Below are 14,997 nucleotides of genomic sequence, written 5' to 3' on the forward strand. Positions count from 1 at the left end.
ATGTTGCCGCCGTGCCGATTTCGGTCTTCCGAGGCGCATTCCGACTCCGCGTGATTTCGCGTATCGGTCGACTGGTTTCACTGCAGTCGAATTTCCTACAGAAACAGAGGTGAACCTGTGGCGCCCAATGCTGCCATGATTACGTTGACGGGAGTCGATGGTTCGACGTGGACTCTCGCCGGATCGGGACGGGGCCGGGAGGGGGTCGAGCTCGGTACCGCGCCGAGCGGGTTGTACGACGCGCCGGTGACGACGATCTGGAACCAGTCGGCTTTTCAGACCGGGTCTTCGTTCGGTGGTTACCGAACCAATAAGCGCGACTTGGTATTCGGGGTGAATATCTTCGAGTCGGCGGGGCGCAGCTGGGAGGCTGTGGACAGTGCCTGGCGCAAGGCGTGGGCCTATGACCGGGACTGCACGCTGACCGTGACCACCGATTTCGGGTCGCGTTCGCTGGCGCTGCGGATGTCGGAGCAGCCGGATTTCAAGCCGGTGAAGGATCCGCATCTCAAGCAGCTGGCGAAGGTCGTGATGACCTGCACCGCGGGCAATCCGTGGTGGGTGGAGAGCGATGCGACGGCGACGTGGGTTTCGCCCGCGGACACCACCGGAACCAATCCGGCCCGATCGGGCACCGTGACGGTGTCGAACCCGACCGATCAGCCGATGTGGCTGCGCTGGGTGGTTTCCGCACCGGGACTTTGGACACTGCCCGACTTCTCCTGGGCCGCTGATGCTTTCGCGGCACGTACGATCAACCTGCCGCAGACCGCCGCCGGTCAGGACCTCACCATCGACACCGATCCGATGGAGGAGATGATCGTCGCGCGTGACAACACCCCGGTGTGGGCGCAGATGAACGGCGTCAGCTTCATGTATCCGGTGCCGCCGTACACCCCGGCGACCGCGCTGCCCGTCACCGTCGACGGCGCGCCCGCGGGTGCCTCGGTTCTGGTTGTGCAGGCGCGCAACTGGTCTCGTCCGTGGGGGTTGCAGTGACCTACGTGACCGATCTGCCCGCGATCTATTCCACCGCGCAGGCCGCCAAGGTGCAGCGCAAGATTCAGCGCTACGCCCGCCCGCTGGTCCGGCTGTGGGACGGCAACTGGGTGCTGCGCGGGGTGAGCGGTGCGGAGGTCAGCGCCGACTTCCGCTGGACACTCAACGACACCGGCGTGGGTGTGCTGGTGCTGCCCTACGACTACTACCTGGCCCGCTGGGCCATGGATATCTACAACGACGACCCGCGCTCCGGCCGCACCACCACGAACATTCACATCACCGTCGACAAGGACGGCGCACGCTGGGATGGGCGGCTGGAGAAGGCGGTCCTCAAGACCGACGAACAGGGCACCACCACGGTCGAATTGAGCTTCCTGCACTCCTATGAGGAGCTCAAGCACATCATCTGCTGGTCCAACCCGTTCTTGCCCGAAGCCGTGCAGTTCCCGCGCGAATTCATGCTCGCGGGTCCCAGTATCTGGGTGCTCAAGACCGCTCTGATGATGAATCTGCTTCGCCTGCACGGTAGTTCGTGGGCGGTCCCGTCGGATCCGATGGATTCGGCGCAGTGGGGCAACCTCAATATGTCCCAGTGGTTGATCGCGGTGAAGCCGACCCCGTACAACACCGACAACTCGGTGTGGACGATCTTCGGCTCCCGTTTCAAGAACTGGCACGAATGTGCTTCGGGCACACTGCAAACCGGCGAACTCATGGTGCAGACCCGGCGCTGGCTCAAGGGTGATCCGCTGCCCTGGCCGGGTGCCAACCTGCGCCACGGCTGCCTGGTGGTCGACATCATCGACAAATCCGGCTTCACCACCAATACTTCCCGCGGTGGTGACGTCTGGGGCGGCCTGGCGCACCTGTGGGATTCCTTCGAGAAGAACGCCGACGGCGTCTTCTACGATCAGATCGATCACCCCCTGCCGGACCCGAATATCCCTGCGGCATACAAGACTCCGGGCTATCTGGGCACTTTGCCCTCGAACCCGTGGGTCGTCTATCGGCAGAACGATCACTGCGGCATCCAGACGTCGTCGTTCATCGTGCAGCCGTCCAGCGCGGTTCAGGTCGTCACGGGTGGTCACTCGGCCCCCGGCGTCAACGAGGCCATTTCCTCGGCGATCCAGTTCGTCGGCTTCCTCATGGGCGGCATTCTCGGTGAGGTCCCTTTCGCGGGTCCGATCCTGTCCGCCTTGACCGAAGGCGCCACCGAGGTGGTCAACGTCATCGCCATGGCCCTGTTCACCGACACCCTGCTGGCCTGGCAACGCCACTACGCCGCCGACCGAGTAGCGGCCTCCGGCTGGTCCCACTACTTCGAACACTTCGAAACGAGTGCCGACCGCGCCTACACCCTCGGCGCACTGCTCTCCCTCGGTGAGGGCATGTGGAAAACCCGCACCCACCACACCCACAAACTCACCGTGGCCAACGGCGAGCCCTACTTGATCGGCGACGCCGGCCAGGGCCACTTCTTCCTCGGCGACCGAGTCGGCTCCACCATCAAGGGCATGCCCGTCGGCAAGATCTACATCGACCAGGTAACCGAACTCGAACTCGCCTGGTCTCGAAACGCCAGCCCCCAATGGCAAATCACCCTCGGCACCGACAAAGACCACGACATGCCCTTCGCCCAATCCATGCGAATCGTCGCCGACATCGTCGACGAGATCATGTCCCTCGCGGTGCAGATGTAGCGCGCACACCCCTCAACGCCGAAGGCGCTCCCAGCGAAAGCGGGGGCGCCTTCGCGCATTCCCCGCGCCTTCAGCGCATCTCGGTCCAAATACTATGGGGAGTACGCGATATCGGCCGCGAACCTTCCCGCCCACCGGCGCTCGAACATTGAAGGCGGATGAGATGACCACCGAGTTCGGTCCGGGTCTGCCCGCCATGGGCATCGCAGTGGAGGACTTCCGGCTGTCGCTCGAGCTGAACAACACGCGGCCGGAGGATGCCCGGGCGCGTGAAGCTGCGTTTGCGCATGGCATGGCTGGTGTGGTGCGGACCGAGGGTGGGATCGCCGAGAGACCGACGGCGATATTCCGGGCGGAATGCCGGATAGCCATTGGTGGTGGAGATTGCCCGCTGGTTCCGGGCGGTAGTCCGAAGCTATAGGAACTCCATTGGGCCACAGGACTATTCGATAGTCCTGTTGGGCACGATCGGCCGGGTGTCATGCTTGCCGGGATAAACTTCCGTTGTAGTCGGGTCCTGAATCGACCCACGTCGGATGTCGGCGCGAATCGCGCGAATCCCGTTGCACCGAGCCTATTTCCGTGGCCGCCCACTTCACCCTTGGAGATCCTTCATGTCTATTCCGCTGCACGAGCACTGTGATCAGGACACCCCGGAGGAGGCGTTCGTCTGGGCGCTGATCGGGCTGCCCGGGCCACGCAATTCGCCGCTCATGGTGCATCCGAGCACGCTGGGGGAGTGGTCGAAACATCTGTGGGACTTGGGGATTCGGCATTCTGTCGATGACCAGACCAAGGAATTTCATCCGCCGGCGCGTGGGCATCACCATTGGCTCAATGGGCTCGGGCAGTGGTTGCCGCAGGGGACCGAGCCGGTGCGCGTGCCTGATCTGCCGGATGTGACGGCGATGACGGCGGAGGAGCGGGCGCATGTGGTGCGGCAGTTGCGCGATCACGGTGATCTGGCGCATCTGGTGGACCGGCCCGCGGCCGACTGATCGATCCCTTCTTCCCTGAAAACGGAGTGTTCCATGGCTATTCCCCTGCACGAGAACCTTGATCCGACAAAGCCCGAAGAGGCATTTCTCTGGGCGCTGGTGGGTCTGCCCGGACAGCAGCGGGCGCCGGTGATGGTGCATCCCGATGTGCTGCGCAAATGGTCGAAGCATCTGTGGGAGTTGGGTTTCCGGCACTATCCGGACCTGCAGGTCAATGAATACCATCCGCCTGCCCGCGGCCACGGCCAGTGGCTCAACGGTTCCGGCGATTGGCTGCCGAAGGGCACGCCGCGCGCCGCGCATTCGACCGCGCCGAATATGACCGAGCTGACGCATCACGAACGCGCCCGGATCATCGAGCAGTTGCGTGCCAACGGCGATCTCGATCATCTGGCCGAACTGCTGGAACTGCCCGCCGCCACGGCTTCGGAAGGGCACGCGGACAACACAATCGAGGCCGAAGATGACCTCACCCGATAAGCACGTACCCTCCGGCGCGTACGGCGGTTCCGCCGCGTCGGGGAACAATATCGCCAACCTTCAGGCCGTGACCTGGGCCGGTGCGCGCGACGCCGTCGTCGCCAATGTGATGGGGTCGTTCTCCGATGTCAGCATGGCGAACGCGGGGTTGATGGGCAACGCGCACAGCGCGTTATCCGCGGCGGGCTCCGCCGCGCAGGCCGCCGGAAACGCACAGCAGACGGCCGTGAACGTGCAGACCACAACGGCTTCCAACGCCTCCGTCGTCGCGAGCATGACCGCCTCCCAGGAGGGACTGAACTACGGCGGCACCGTCTTCACCGACATTTTCGACCGGCAATCGCTGCAGCCCGGCTACAACACCTTCACCACCGGACAGGTCGCGAATCTGGTGATCGTCAACAAGCAGTGCGCACTGTCGAGCACGGGAAACCAGGGCTCCGGCAACGTGATCGCGCTATCGGTGACCACCACCCAGACCGATGATCAAGCGGTGTCGGTGGTGATGGGCAGCGGCGGCGGTCAAGGCAGTCCCGAGACCTTCCTCATCGCTCGCGCGGCGGCGGATCTGCGCACCTTCGCCTGCGCGAAGGTCGCCGCGGGGCGCGTCACGCTGGGCTATGGCATCCGCAAGGATATGGTCACCACCGTTACCGAGACCAGATCGGCTGTGGCGCGGGTGAATACGGGCGATACGGTGCTGTTGGAGGCGATCGGATCCGTCTACACCCTGTTCGTGAACGGCCTGGAGATCGTGCAGTGGACCGATGTCGAGCAGATGACGCCGATCATTGCGACGAACCGGTCCTTCGGATTCGGAATCTCCTATAGCGCGGGCTGGTTCGGCAGAAACTCCTCGTACAACGCCGCCGGTGTGACCGCTGTCGATATGAAGGCGCCGCCGACCGTCGGCACCGGCTGGTCATTGCAGATGGCCGCGCAGGCCGCCGTCTCGGCTCCGGCGGTGAATGTCCCGACCGTATTTCCCGGGGGCACCTTCAGCGGGCCGATGACTTCCAACAATGTCACCGTGCTCGATCAGGGCGCCGGCCGAGTGCAGATCCAGCGAGCCGGTTGGTACGGCGTCACCGTGAAGTTCCAGTTGGACCGGTCCGTCAGCTCTTTCCGGACCTATGTCTGCACCGCGCCCGGCCTCGGCACGGCACTCACCGCGGCGCGCAAAGGTCCGCTCACGTCCCAGGCCGCGGCCACGAATACGAGCGCGACCTTCGTGCTCTATCTCGCGGCGGGCGCGGTCGTCGCGCCCGGCTATTTCGTGCCCACGAATGCCAATATCACCGGTCCCGCAACGTATTTCGACGGCACCCTGCTCAGCTACTGAACCTAAGGACATTCGATGACTTCCCCCGACCGGAAGGTCCCGTCCGGCGCGTATGTCGGGTCGTCGGCGCCGAACAATGTCGCGAATCTGCAATCGGTGACCTGGGCCGGAGTTCAGCAGGCGACCGTCGCCAATCTGTTCGCCTCGTACCAAGGTGTGAACACCGCGAGCCAGAACATGAACGGCGACAACGACACGTCGGCGGCCGCGGCCACTGCCGCCGCCATGGGCTCGAGCACCGCGCAGTCGACCGGATCGGCCGCGCAGAACACCGCCGCGGCCAATACCGCCTCGATCGCCTCGTTGCTACCGCCGCCCGCTCCGTCGACCACGCCGGGAAACACGTTCACCGACAGCTTCGCCAGGACCACGCTCGGCCCGAACTACACCTCGGTGAAGTCCGGACCGGTCGCGGACCTGATCATCTCCGGCAATCAGGTGCGCCTGGATCCCAACGGGAATACCGGTACCGGATCCACAATCGCGTTGAACACCAGCGCTTTACAGACCGATGATCAGTCGGTATCGCTGGTGATGGGGGCGGCGAACAATGCCGCCAACGTCGCCACCGGCATCATCCTGCGCGCCGATCCGCAACTCACCACCTTCGCCTACGCGTGGATCTATTCGACCGTCATCTACATCGGTTCCGGTACGCGCAGCGGTGGCAGCAACACCTACAACGACTGGACTTCCCTCGCGACGACCGTGAATACGGGCGACACCGTCACCTTCACCGCGGTAGGCAGCAACTACCAGGTGCTGGTGAACAACTCTCCCGTACTGGGCTTTTCCGATGCCGCAGGTTCGGTACCGATCGGATCCTCCCGTCGCGCAGTGGGTTTCGGCTGCTCATACAGTTCGGGCAAGTTCTCGTTCTCCGTGGCCGGGCTGACGGCCGCCGATCAGCAGGCCGCCGCGCCCACCGGAATCGGCTGGAGTCTGTTCCGGGGCAGCACCACCGGTGTCGCCCGCGGCGCCGGTTCGATGACGCGCTTGACCGGCGTGTTCGACACCGTGCGGCAGGCGGCCAATGTATCGATCGTGAATCTGGGCGCCGGACAGGTTCAGGTGAACCGTGCGGGCTGGTATCTGATCAGCGTCGCGTACAACTTCTCCGGTCTGGACTACGCGATGCGCACCGAACTATGGGGCGCGCCGAGTCTCGGCGGCAGCTGGGGGATGCTCCGGGCCGGAGCCGTCGGTGACGGCGGCAGCAGTGATCAGGACGGCAATCCGGTCGGCAACGCCTATGCGACCAGTGGCTCATTCGTCGTCTACCTGTCGAAGGGTGCGGTCGTCGCGCCGGGTCTGTCCACCCAAACTTCCAATTCGCTGGTCGGCCCGTACACCTGTTTCGACGGCGCGCTGCTGAACTGGCTGTAGCACAGAGGATTTCGCATGACATCGCCCGACAAATCCGTTCCCGCAGGCGCGTACACCGGCACCGCGGGCGGCAATATCTCCGCACTGCAATCGGTGACCTTCGAATCGGCGCACGCGTCGGTGGTCGCGGGCATCACGAGTGCGTTCACCGGCGCGGCCAGTGGCGGCGGCAGTATGAACGCGGCGACCCTGCGCGCCTTGAACGCGGCCACCGGCGCGCAATCCAGCGCGGGCAACGCGAGTTCGACCGCCGACGCCGCCCAGGGGTCCACGGCCGCCAATTCGACCGTGATCAGTGGGCTGCTGGCCGGGCAGCGTGCCCAGGACGGCGGCGGCAGCGTTTTCAGCGACATTTTCGACCGCGCCGACCTGGGCCCCGACTACGCCACGTTCAAAGTGGGCCCGGTCGCGGACCTGGTGATTACCTACGGCGAAGTCGGCCTGGCGCAGAACGGGGATGAGGGCACCGGCTTCGTCGTCGCCGTAAATGCCGCTCGCACAACGAAAACCGATGATCAAGCGGTCTCCGCGGTGATGGGCACCGACCGCAGCTCCGATCTCGTCGGCGCGATTCTCATCGCCCGGGCGACCGCGGATCTGTCCTCGTTCGTATGGGCGGTGGCCAGTCGCACCCAGGTCTCGGTCGGCTACGGAACCCGGGTGAACGGCAGCTTCAACTTCACCACCTGGGCGACCGCCTCCGCGCCCGTGCACACCGGTGACACGCTGACCCTCGATTGCGTCGGCAGCACCTACGCGGTGCTCGTGAACGGCGCGCCCGTAGCCTCGGCGACCGATCCCGGCAAGGCGAGTCCGGTCGGCCCCGCGAACCGCCACTTCGGTTTCGGCAGCCAGTACTACTGGACCGGCCTGCGCTGGTCCTTCTCCTTCAATATCGCGGGCTTGAGCATCGCCGACCTGGCCGCTCCCAATGTCTCCGGCACCGGCTGGAGCCTGATGTGCCTGTCCACCTCGATCGGCGCACCGAGCGGCGAAGTCCGTTTCCCCGCAAACACTTTCGACACCCTCCGGGTCCCCGCCAGCAATGTGACGATCGTCGATCAGGGCCGCGGCCAAGTCCAGGTGACCAAGGCCGGCTGGTACGCCATCTCCCTCGCCTACAACCTCACCGCCGCCGTCATCAACGGCCCCGGCTGCGACCTCTGGTGGGCCCCAACGATTGCCGGCCCCTGGGCCGTCCTGCGCTACGGCCACAACGCCACCAACAACGTCTTCAACACCGCCGCCGCCGAAACCTTCACCGTCTACCTCCCCGCCGGAGCCCTCGTCTGCCCCGGCTATTCCCTGAACGCGAACGCCACCATCACCGGCCCCAACACCTACTTCGACGGCGCGTTCATCAGCTACTGACCCCAGTACCTCGAAGGCCGAAGGCACCCAGCGCAACTGGGTGCCTTCGGCGTTCCCTCTCCGAGCTCGGTCCCTGTTGGTCACTCGATCCGGCATGGCACATTGTCATTGTTACGCTGCTGATTGTCAGCGAAACCGTTGTCGCAGTGGCAGTTCCGACTATTGCCGTTGTCTCTGATGCGCTGATTCCTCATTCGCGGTGAAAGCCGCTTCAGCGCAATCCTTTCGGAGGCGGCGTGACGATCTTCGGTATCGACATATCCAATAACAATGGGCCGGATGTTGATTTGGCTCAGGTTGCTCGGGAGGGCTTTCGGTTCGTTTTTGCGAAAGTTTCCGAGGGGGATGGGTTTGTTGATTACACGTGGCCCGGATATCGGGAGGCGGCGCATGAGAATGGGCTGCTGGTGGCGGGGTATCACTATTTGCGGGGGGACTGTGATGTTCGGGCGCAGGCCGAGGTGTTCGTGGAGCATCTCGGGGATGCTGCCGCGATGGTGGACTTCGAGGCGAATTCCGGTGGGATCGAGACCTTTTGGGGTTTCGTCGACGCTGTGAACGCGCTCGGCCGCACTGTCAATCTCTCCTATATTCCGCGGTGGTACTGGCAGCGGATCGGGTGTCCGGATCTGTCGCAGGTGCCCGGGCTTATTCAGTCCAGTTACGTGTCGGGGTCCGGTGCCGCGGCGGAGCTGTATCCGGGGGATGGCGGCGGGGCGTGGAATGCGTTCGGGGGCAAGGCCGTCGACCTGCTGCAGTTCACCGATCAGGCGCGGGTCGCGGGGAAGCTTGTCGACGCCAATGCCTTCAAAGGCACATTCGAGCAGCTCAGAACACTGCTGGGCTTGACGCTTTCGACCAATCAGGGAGTTTTCATGGCACTGACCGATGCGCAGCAGGAGGAGCTGCTGCAGAAGGTTCGGGAGATCTGGGAGCAGTTGCGCGGGCCCGACGGTGGCGGATGGCCGCAACTGGGGAAGAACGCGCAGGGACAGAATCTCACGCTCGTCGACGCGGTCACCGAATTGCGGGACTCGCTCGACGGGAAGGCCGATCAGGCCAAACCTGCTGCGTAGCAGCGGGTCTCATTCATCTGTGTTGGTTGTTTCGATCGGAATTCCACACACGCATTGTTACGTTATTTCTAGGAGTCGCCCAATGGAATTCACCGATCCGCACCTGATTCTCACCGCGGCGTTATTCCTCGGCGGGACCGGCATATCGGCACTGTTCGCCTGGGTGCGGACGCGCAAATTCCAGCCCACCGAGAAGATGCGCTACGAGGTGGCGGCGGCCAAGGATGTCAACGACATGGCCATGACAACGCTGTCGCGGGTCTCCGGCGAACTGCGGGATGTCACCCTGCGGCTCGATGCGGTGGAAGCGGCACAGGAAGCGTCCATCCGCGAATTGAACCGTGTCACAGGGCTTTTCCGGGAAGCGCTCGGTGTGCTGCGCGGCGTGATAGAAGCCGCGCGAGCGGGGCGGATTCCGGATCTGCATATGTCCCGCGAACTGATGGACGAAGTAGAACACAACGCCGGATAACCGGCCCGCACCGGAAAACCATGACCGAAGGAACCTCATGACAGCACCGATCGACCCGGGATTCCTCGGGTATCAGCCGACCATCGAACCGCTGAAGTTGACCACCGGGGCCAGCTTCGTGCAGACCATTCAACCCTCCGGCGGGGCGAATTTCCCTGCGGGAACCACGATTTCGATCGCCTTGACCTCGCCGAGCGGCGCCTCGCTCGGGTCCTGGCCCGCGACGGTGACCACGACCCAGGCCACCTGGAACGTCGTCAGCGCCACCTGCGACGCCATCCCGGCCAACTCGCGCTACATCATGCTCGTCACCTATCCGACCCCGCAGCCGACCACCTACGCCTGGTACGAGGGCGCGGTCATCCGCACCTAGCACGTCGCCGAAATCCGTTCACCCACACCACAAAAGGAGCGATCCATGCCTCTCATCGTCACCACCACCCAGGCCGCCCTGGCCAAGGCCTACACCCTGATCAACGGCGCCACCGGCCTGTTCCTGTCCATTCACAACGCCGACCCGGGCCCGACCGGCACCCCGGCCACCGAGGCCACCGGCGGCGGCTACACCCGTCAGCCCGTCACCTGGGCCCCGGTCACCACCGGCACCGCCTCGGGTAATCAGGTCTCCATGACCGTGCCCGCCGGCACCTGGACCTACGCCGCGCTGTGGACCGCCGCGACCGGCGGCACCATGGTCGACCGCGTGCAGATCGCTTCCACCCAGGTCCCCGGCCCGAGCACGCTGCTGGTCACCCCGAGCTTCACCATCAGCTGAGCCCGCCGGCGGCAGGTCGGCGCCGGGTATCCGTCGAATAGGCGAGATACCCGGCGCCACAGGCTATTACGAGCCACTGCCACCCGCCGGATCGGTCCCGTATGAACCACCTTCGGAGGCACAGTTGAGCTCTGCATCCGCGGCGATCGTGGCACCGCTGCCCGCGCCGCCCACCACTGTCGTCGCGCTGCCGAGCCCGCCGACCATCACCCGGACCGCGCCCGCGGCACCGCTCATCGTCATCGACGGAGCCAAAGTCCTGGTCATCCCGCCGTTCATTCGCGCGAGTTTCACCGGCGCGGGCGTCCTCGCGGCCCCTTACACGCTATCGAGCGCACTGCCGGTGCAGGTCGGTGCGACCGGCACCCTGTCCGCCGCGGTCGCCGTCCAGCAGCCGATGCAAATCGGTTTCGACACAGCGGGTTCGATGGGTTACGCGCTCGCCTTCGGTGCGGGCGTCACCCGCATCCTGCCCGCGCAATTCGGCGCGACCGCCACCTCCACCGCGACCGACGCGGCCTTCGGCTGCAAGGCCGTACTCACCCTGACGGTGAACGGCGCGAGCGCTCCCGCCCTGGCGACCTTCGGTGCGACCGGTGTGCTCACCACGCAGTCGGGACCGCCGCCCACCGTCAACGCGGCGGGCAGCGGTATGGGCACCCTGGTAGCCGTCACCGGCGTCAACGCCTCCTTCACCGGCGGCGGCAGCGCGGCGGCCAGCCTGTTCGCGCCGTCGGGAATGACCAAGAACGGCAACCAGAACGGGCCGAGCAACGGCAATTGGACCCAGCTCACGGGCTGGACCGCCGATACCGCGCACTACCCCGGGTCGACTGTGGTCACCGATGCGCTCACGGCACAGGGCGTCAAGACGAACGCACTCGTCGCGGTCAGCATCGCGTGGGCCCCGGCCGGGCAGTTCGTCCCGAATACCCTCGCCGTGCGAATCAAGCAGAACACCACCGTGATCGCGTTCTCCTCGAGCTCGACGACCAGCCCGGCCCAAGCCAGTGCGACGGTATCGATCGCGCCCGGCGACAAGTTCACGGTGGAGGTCCAGGACACCTCGGGTTATCCGCCGAACTGGAAGGCCACGATCACCGGCGGCGCCACCAGTGCGCTGCAAATCACCTAGCACCCGAGTGAGGACCCCATGATCTACACAGTGACGCTGCCTGCCCAGGCCGCGGCGGGTGCGGACGCGGTAGTCGTGGCAGGCGTGTACTCGCAGGCCTTCTACAGCGGCGATACCGTCACCGACCTGCAACTCGTCGTCCCCGCCGGGTATCCGACGACCACGGGTGGAGCGACCAACAACGCCACCGTCAGCGTCCGCCAGTTGCGTCTGGGCGTGCCCGTCGCGACCCTGGGCACGCTCACCCTGGGCGCGGGCATCACGCTCTCCGCCGAAACGGCGGTGACGATTCCGGTTGGCGCACAACAGATTCTGCAGCCCGGCGACATCCTCGACGTGCAGCTGCATCAGAACGGCGCGGGGCAGGCGATTCCGGCCGGACTGATGGTCTCGACCTTCGTCAGCTGATTCTGCCGAATGCGTTGCCGCACTTCCTGAATGGCTCCCGACCGGAAACGGTCGGGAGCCATTCTCACGTTCTGGGCCCGAATGCGCTGAGGAAGGTGTCGACCGCACCGTCCGCCACGGATTTCAGCTCCGCCGCCGATACCCTCCGGGTGCCCAGCCGGGAGCGTGCTTCCAGGGGCGCGGTGAGCAGGGCGAGGAGTTGTTCGGCTGCGCGCTCCGGGGCGCAGGGGCGCAAGCGGCCGGCCAGGGAGAGCCTGGCCAGCCGGCCGGCCAGCGTTTACGCTCTACCGGCATGCCGTGGAATCAGCCGCGGACCTGGGTCGATGAACTTCTCCTCGTGCGCCAAAGTCGCCAAACGCGCCTTCGGACCCACCCCATGCGCCGCCGCGGTCTGAATCAGCTACGCGCGGTGGGTGATTCGCTCGGCAGTCGGGCGGTGAGGCGTTCGCGGACATCCGGCCAGTCCTCGGCGATGATCGAGAACATCGCCGTATCGCGGATGCTGCCGTCGCCGCGGCGGAACTGACGGCGCAGTGTCCCCTCGTAACTCGCGCCGAGCCGGGCTATCGCCTGTTGGGAGCGATGGTTGCGGACATCGGTTTTCAGCTGGACGCGGCCGGTGTGGAGGGTGTTGAAGGCGTAGTCGAGGAGTAGCAGTTTCGCGGCCGGGTTCACTGCGGTGCCCCACACCGATGGGGTGTAGACGGTGAATCCGATTTCCAGCCAGGCGTCGTGCTGATGTGCGTCCAGGTAGGACGTCACGCCCAGGGCGGCTCCGGCGGGGAGATCGCCGATCGGCCGCACGGCGCGCACGGTCCACACCTGCCAGCTCGGGATCGAATCACGTTGGCGCAGTTTGTCTTCGAATTCGGCGGCGTCGGCGGGGCGGCCCGGGACGTGCGCCCACACCGCATCGTGGTCCAGGGCGGTGAACAGTTCCGCCGCGTCAGCAGCCGGGTTCACCGGGGTCAATCGCACTACCTCGCCCACGAGTTCGGTGCCCGCGCGTACCGGCCAGATCATGTCCGGCCAGGCCACATCGTTAGGGCGGGGATCGGGCAGCGGTTGAAAGCGATTCACCTCGCGAATGATGCCGCATCGCGGTGCCGGGTCACGTGATCCGCCGACAAGATCACAACACCGGCGCGTCGGGCCGTCCGGTGGCGAATAAAGATCCGCGTGAATCAATTGGGGTGTGGATTAACGCAACTGCGTTAACTTGGGGGCATGGCGGCAAAAGACCAGATCCTCGCTGCGGCGGAACGGCTGTTCGCCGAATTCGGCATCGAGTCGGTGTCGCTGCGGCAGATCGCCGTCGCCGCGGGACAGCGCAATACCTCGGCCGTCGCATACCACTACGGCAGTAAAGACGCGCTGGTCGAAGCCGTGTACGTCTGGCGCATGACCGCCGTGAACGCGCAGCGGCTGGCCCGGCTGGACGCGCTCGGGACCACCGGCACGGTGACCGAGCTGGTGCGGGCGCTGGTCGAACCACTCGCCGCGACCCTGCACGATCCGAATCGCGCGGGCGAACCCAGCTGGTATCTGCGCTTCATCGCCGAAACCCTGTGGCGGCCGCAGTTCGATCCGGTCGTCAACACCATGCGGCGACCCGAGGCCGAGAGCGTGCGGCTCGTCGTCGCCGCGCTCGCGGGCAGGCTCGACGGCCTGGCGCGCGAGATCTTCGACGAGCGCATGCGATTGGTCGCCATGCTGGTGGTCACCGCGCTGGCCGATCGGGAACGACGGCTGCAGGAACCCGAGCCGCCCGAACATCTCGGCGATCTCGGACTCGACGTGCTGGTCGACGCCGCCACCGCCATTCTCACGGCCCCGTGGCCACCCCGAAACTGAAGTCACCCAACGGAATAAGGATCCACCATGACTGCCGCCTACGCCACCCTCGGCGAGATGCTGACCGGCCGTTCCCTGGCCGCCGGACCGCGCACCCTGCACCGGCTCCCCGGCGGGGCGGAAAGCGCGCCGTACGAATTGTTCACGCTCACCCCGCAGACCAATCTGATCGGCGCCGAGATCTCAGGCATCGACCTGCGCGAGCCCGTCACCCCGGAACTGTTCGCCGAACTCGATCGTGCGCTGCTGGAGTGGAAGGTGCTGTTCTTCCGCGACCAAAACCTCACCGGCACACAGCATCGCGATTTCGCGCGACTGTGGGGCGAGCTGGAGATCCACCCGTTCCTACCGCAGGGCGAGGTGCCCGAGATCGTCCGCTTCGCCAAGGACGCGGAGAACCCGGGCGTCGAGAACGCCTGGCACACCGACGTCACCTGGCGGGAGCGGCCCGCGCTGGGCTCGGTGCTGCGTGCGCTCGAGGTGCCCGCGGCCGGTGGCGACACCATGTTCGCCGATATGGCGGCGGCCTACGACAACCTCTCCGATGAGCTCAAGGCGCGCATCGACGGGCTGGACGCGATCCACGACTTCACGCTGCCGTTCGGGCAGTTCCTCTCGGCGGACGAACTCGCCCGTCGCCAAGCCGAATTCCCGCCCGTCGCACACCCGGTGGTGCGCACGCATCCGCGGACCGGGCGCAAGACGCTGTTCGTGAACGCGGTGTTCACCACCCATATCGTCGGACTGGACGCGGCCGAGGGCGAGGAGCTGTTGCGACAGCTGTTCCAGCAGGCGCGCATTCCGGAGTACCAGGTCCGATTCCATTGGGCCACAGGGTCCATCGCGTTTTGGGACAACCGGGCCACGCAGCATTACGCGGTCAACGACTACTTCCCGAATCGCCGGGTGATGGAGCGCGCCGCCATTCTGGGCGACCGGCCCGTTCGCTAGCTATGGCGCTGCCCGGCAATCTATTGCGGATTGCCGGGCAGCAC

The 14,997-nt window shown here is 65.6% G+C and carries 18 protein-coding genes; 16 read left to right on the top strand and 2 right to left on the bottom strand.

Translation table 11 applies throughout. From position 1 onward, the window contains the following. Positions 1-117: 117 nt before the first annotated feature. The 14 genes from ACFVUS_RS32420 (at position 118) to ACFVUS_RS32485 (ending at position 12,148) form a co-directional block, all read left to right on the top strand. A complete protein-coding gene (locus ACFVUS_RS32420) occupies positions 118-999 on the top strand; it encodes a phage tail protein (RefSeq protein ID WP_387775298.1) in 882 nt (293 codons plus the stop codon). Further along, positions 996-2,705, top strand: a complete 1,710-nt coding sequence (locus ACFVUS_RS32425; protein ID WP_387775301.1) for a phage tail protein — start codon at positions 996-998, stop codon at positions 2,703-2,705. The genes ACFVUS_RS32420 and ACFVUS_RS32425 overlap by 4 nt, the downstream gene beginning before the upstream one ends. Positions 2,706-2,868: 163 nt before the next feature. After that, on the top strand, positions 2,869-3,126 hold the full coding sequence (locus ACFVUS_RS32430) for a hypothetical protein (RefSeq protein WP_387775304.1): 258 nt from the start codon (positions 2,869-2,871) through the stop codon (positions 3,124-3,126). Positions 3,127-3,319: 193 nt separating this feature from the next. Beyond that, positions 3,320-3,703 (top strand): DUF2744 domain-containing protein, encoded by a 384-nt coding sequence (locus ACFVUS_RS32435; protein WP_364642217.1) that lies wholly within the window; start codon positions 3,320-3,322, stop codon positions 3,701-3,703. A gap of 33 nt (positions 3,704-3,736) precedes the next feature. Next, positions 3,737-4,183, top strand: a complete 447-nt coding sequence (locus ACFVUS_RS32440) for a DUF2744 domain-containing protein (RefSeq protein WP_387775307.1) — start codon at positions 3,737-3,739, stop codon at positions 4,181-4,183. Then, entirely contained in the window at positions 4,167-5,525 is a 1,359-nt protein-coding gene (locus ACFVUS_RS32445; RefSeq protein WP_387775310.1) for a hypothetical protein, read from the top strand. Before ACFVUS_RS32440 ends, ACFVUS_RS32445 begins: the two co-directional genes overlap by 17 nt. 15 nt (positions 5,526-5,540) lie before the next feature. Then, entirely contained in the window at positions 5,541-6,911 is a 1,371-nt protein-coding gene (locus tag ACFVUS_RS32450; protein WP_387775313.1) for a hypothetical protein, read from the top strand. A gap of 15 nt (positions 6,912-6,926) precedes the next feature. Continuing rightward, positions 6,927-8,282, top strand: coding sequence for a hypothetical protein (locus ACFVUS_RS32455; RefSeq protein WP_387775316.1), 1,356 nt, complete (start codon positions 6,927-6,929; stop codon positions 8,280-8,282). A gap of 236 nt (positions 8,283-8,518) precedes the next feature. Beyond that, on the top strand, positions 8,519-9,358 hold the full coding sequence (locus tag ACFVUS_RS32460) for a glycoside hydrolase family 25 protein (RefSeq protein WP_387775319.1): 840 nt from the start codon (positions 8,519-8,521) through the stop codon (positions 9,356-9,358). A gap of 82 nt (positions 9,359-9,440) precedes the next feature. Beyond that, on the top strand, positions 9,441-9,830 hold the full coding sequence (locus ACFVUS_RS32465; protein ID WP_375964811.1) for a hypothetical protein: 390 nt from the start codon (positions 9,441-9,443) through the stop codon (positions 9,828-9,830). A gap of 37 nt (positions 9,831-9,867) precedes the next feature. Then, complete coding sequence (locus tag ACFVUS_RS32470; RefSeq protein WP_387775322.1) at positions 9,868-10,203, top strand: hypothetical protein; 336 nt, start codon at positions 9,868-9,870, stop codon at positions 10,201-10,203. A gap of 45 nt (positions 10,204-10,248) precedes the next feature. Then, complete coding sequence (locus tag ACFVUS_RS32475) at positions 10,249-10,605, top strand: hypothetical protein (RefSeq protein ID WP_364642194.1); 357 nt, start codon at positions 10,249-10,251, stop codon at positions 10,603-10,605. Between the two features lie 124 nt (positions 10,606-10,729). Then, positions 10,730-11,740, top strand: coding sequence for a hypothetical protein (locus ACFVUS_RS32480; protein WP_387775325.1), 1,011 nt, complete (start codon positions 10,730-10,732; stop codon positions 11,738-11,740). Positions 11,741-11,758: 18 nt separating this feature from the next. After that, positions 11,759-12,148 carry a hypothetical protein gene (locus ACFVUS_RS32485; RefSeq protein ID WP_387775327.1) on the top strand — a complete coding sequence of 130 codons (390 nt, stop codon included), beginning with the start codon at positions 11,759-11,761 and terminating at the stop codon, positions 12,146-12,148. A gap of 64 nt (positions 12,149-12,212) precedes the next feature. On the opposite strand, the gene ACFVUS_RS32490 is transcribed toward ACFVUS_RS32485, so the two are convergent. After that, positions 12,213-12,422, bottom strand: a complete 210-nt coding sequence (locus ACFVUS_RS32490) for a TetR/AcrR family transcriptional regulator C-terminal domain-containing protein (RefSeq protein WP_387778412.1) — start codon at positions 12,420-12,422, stop codon at positions 12,213-12,215. 122 nt (positions 12,423-12,544) lie between these two features. Further along, positions 12,545-13,228 (bottom strand): GNAT family N-acetyltransferase, encoded by a 684-nt coding sequence (locus ACFVUS_RS32495; RefSeq protein WP_387775329.1) that lies wholly within the window; start codon positions 13,226-13,228, stop codon positions 12,545-12,547. 147 nt (positions 13,229-13,375) lie between these two features. Between ACFVUS_RS32495 and ACFVUS_RS32500 the strand changes: the two genes are divergently transcribed. Both ACFVUS_RS32500 and ACFVUS_RS32505 read left to right on the top strand, forming a co-directional pair. After that, on the top strand, positions 13,376-14,002 hold the full coding sequence (locus tag ACFVUS_RS32500) for a TetR/AcrR family transcriptional regulator (RefSeq protein WP_387775331.1): 627 nt from the start codon (positions 13,376-13,378) through the stop codon (positions 14,000-14,002). Positions 14,003-14,029: 27 nt separating this feature from the next. Continuing rightward, positions 14,030-14,953, top strand: a complete 924-nt coding sequence (locus ACFVUS_RS32505) for a TauD/TfdA dioxygenase family protein (protein ID WP_387775334.1) — start codon at positions 14,030-14,032, stop codon at positions 14,951-14,953. Positions 14,954-14,997 lie beyond the last annotated feature (44 nt).

The organism is Nocardia sp. NPDC058058 (assembly GCF_042885355.1).
Lineage (GTDB): Bacteria > Actinomycetota > Actinomycetes > Mycobacteriales > Mycobacteriaceae > Nocardia.

Bases quoted from the DNA above. Each gene is read 5' to 3' on its own strand.
- ACFVUS_RS32430 (WP_387775304.1), top strand. From the start codon at position 2,869: ATGACCACCGAGTTCGGTCCGGGTCTGCCCGCCATGGGCATCGCAGTG.
- ACFVUS_RS32435 (WP_364642217.1), top strand. From the start codon at position 3,320: ATGTCTATTCCGCTGCACGAGCACTGTGATCAGGACACCCCGGAGGAG.
- ACFVUS_RS32440 (WP_387775307.1), top strand. From the start codon at position 3,737: ATGGCTATTCCCCTGCACGAGAACCTTGATCCGACAAAGCCCGAAGAG.
- ACFVUS_RS32445 (WP_387775310.1), top strand. From the start codon at position 4,167: ATGACCTCACCCGATAAGCACGTACCCTCCGGCGCGTACGGCGGTTCC.
- ACFVUS_RS32450 (WP_387775313.1), top strand. From the start codon at position 5,541: ATGACTTCCCCCGACCGGAAGGTCCCGTCCGGCGCGTATGTCGGGTCG.
- ACFVUS_RS32455 (WP_387775316.1), top strand. From the start codon at position 6,927: ATGACATCGCCCGACAAATCCGTTCCCGCAGGCGCGTACACCGGCACC.
- ACFVUS_RS32465 (WP_375964811.1), top strand. From the start codon at position 9,441: ATGGAATTCACCGATCCGCACCTGATTCTCACCGCGGCGTTATTCCTC.
- ACFVUS_RS32470 (WP_387775322.1), top strand. From the start codon at position 9,868: ATGACAGCACCGATCGACCCGGGATTCCTCGGGTATCAGCCGACCATC.
- ACFVUS_RS32475 (WP_364642194.1), top strand. From the start codon at position 10,249: ATGCCTCTCATCGTCACCACCACCCAGGCCGCCCTGGCCAAGGCCTAC.
- ACFVUS_RS32485 (WP_387775327.1), top strand. From the start codon at position 11,759: ATGATCTACACAGTGACGCTGCCTGCCCAGGCCGCGGCGGGTGCGGAC.
- ACFVUS_RS32500 (WP_387775331.1), top strand. From the start codon at position 13,376: ATGGCGGCAAAAGACCAGATCCTCGCTGCGGCGGAACGGCTGTTCGCC.
- ACFVUS_RS32505 (WP_387775334.1), top strand. From the start codon at position 14,030: ATGACTGCCGCCTACGCCACCCTCGGCGAGATGCTGACCGGCCGTTCC.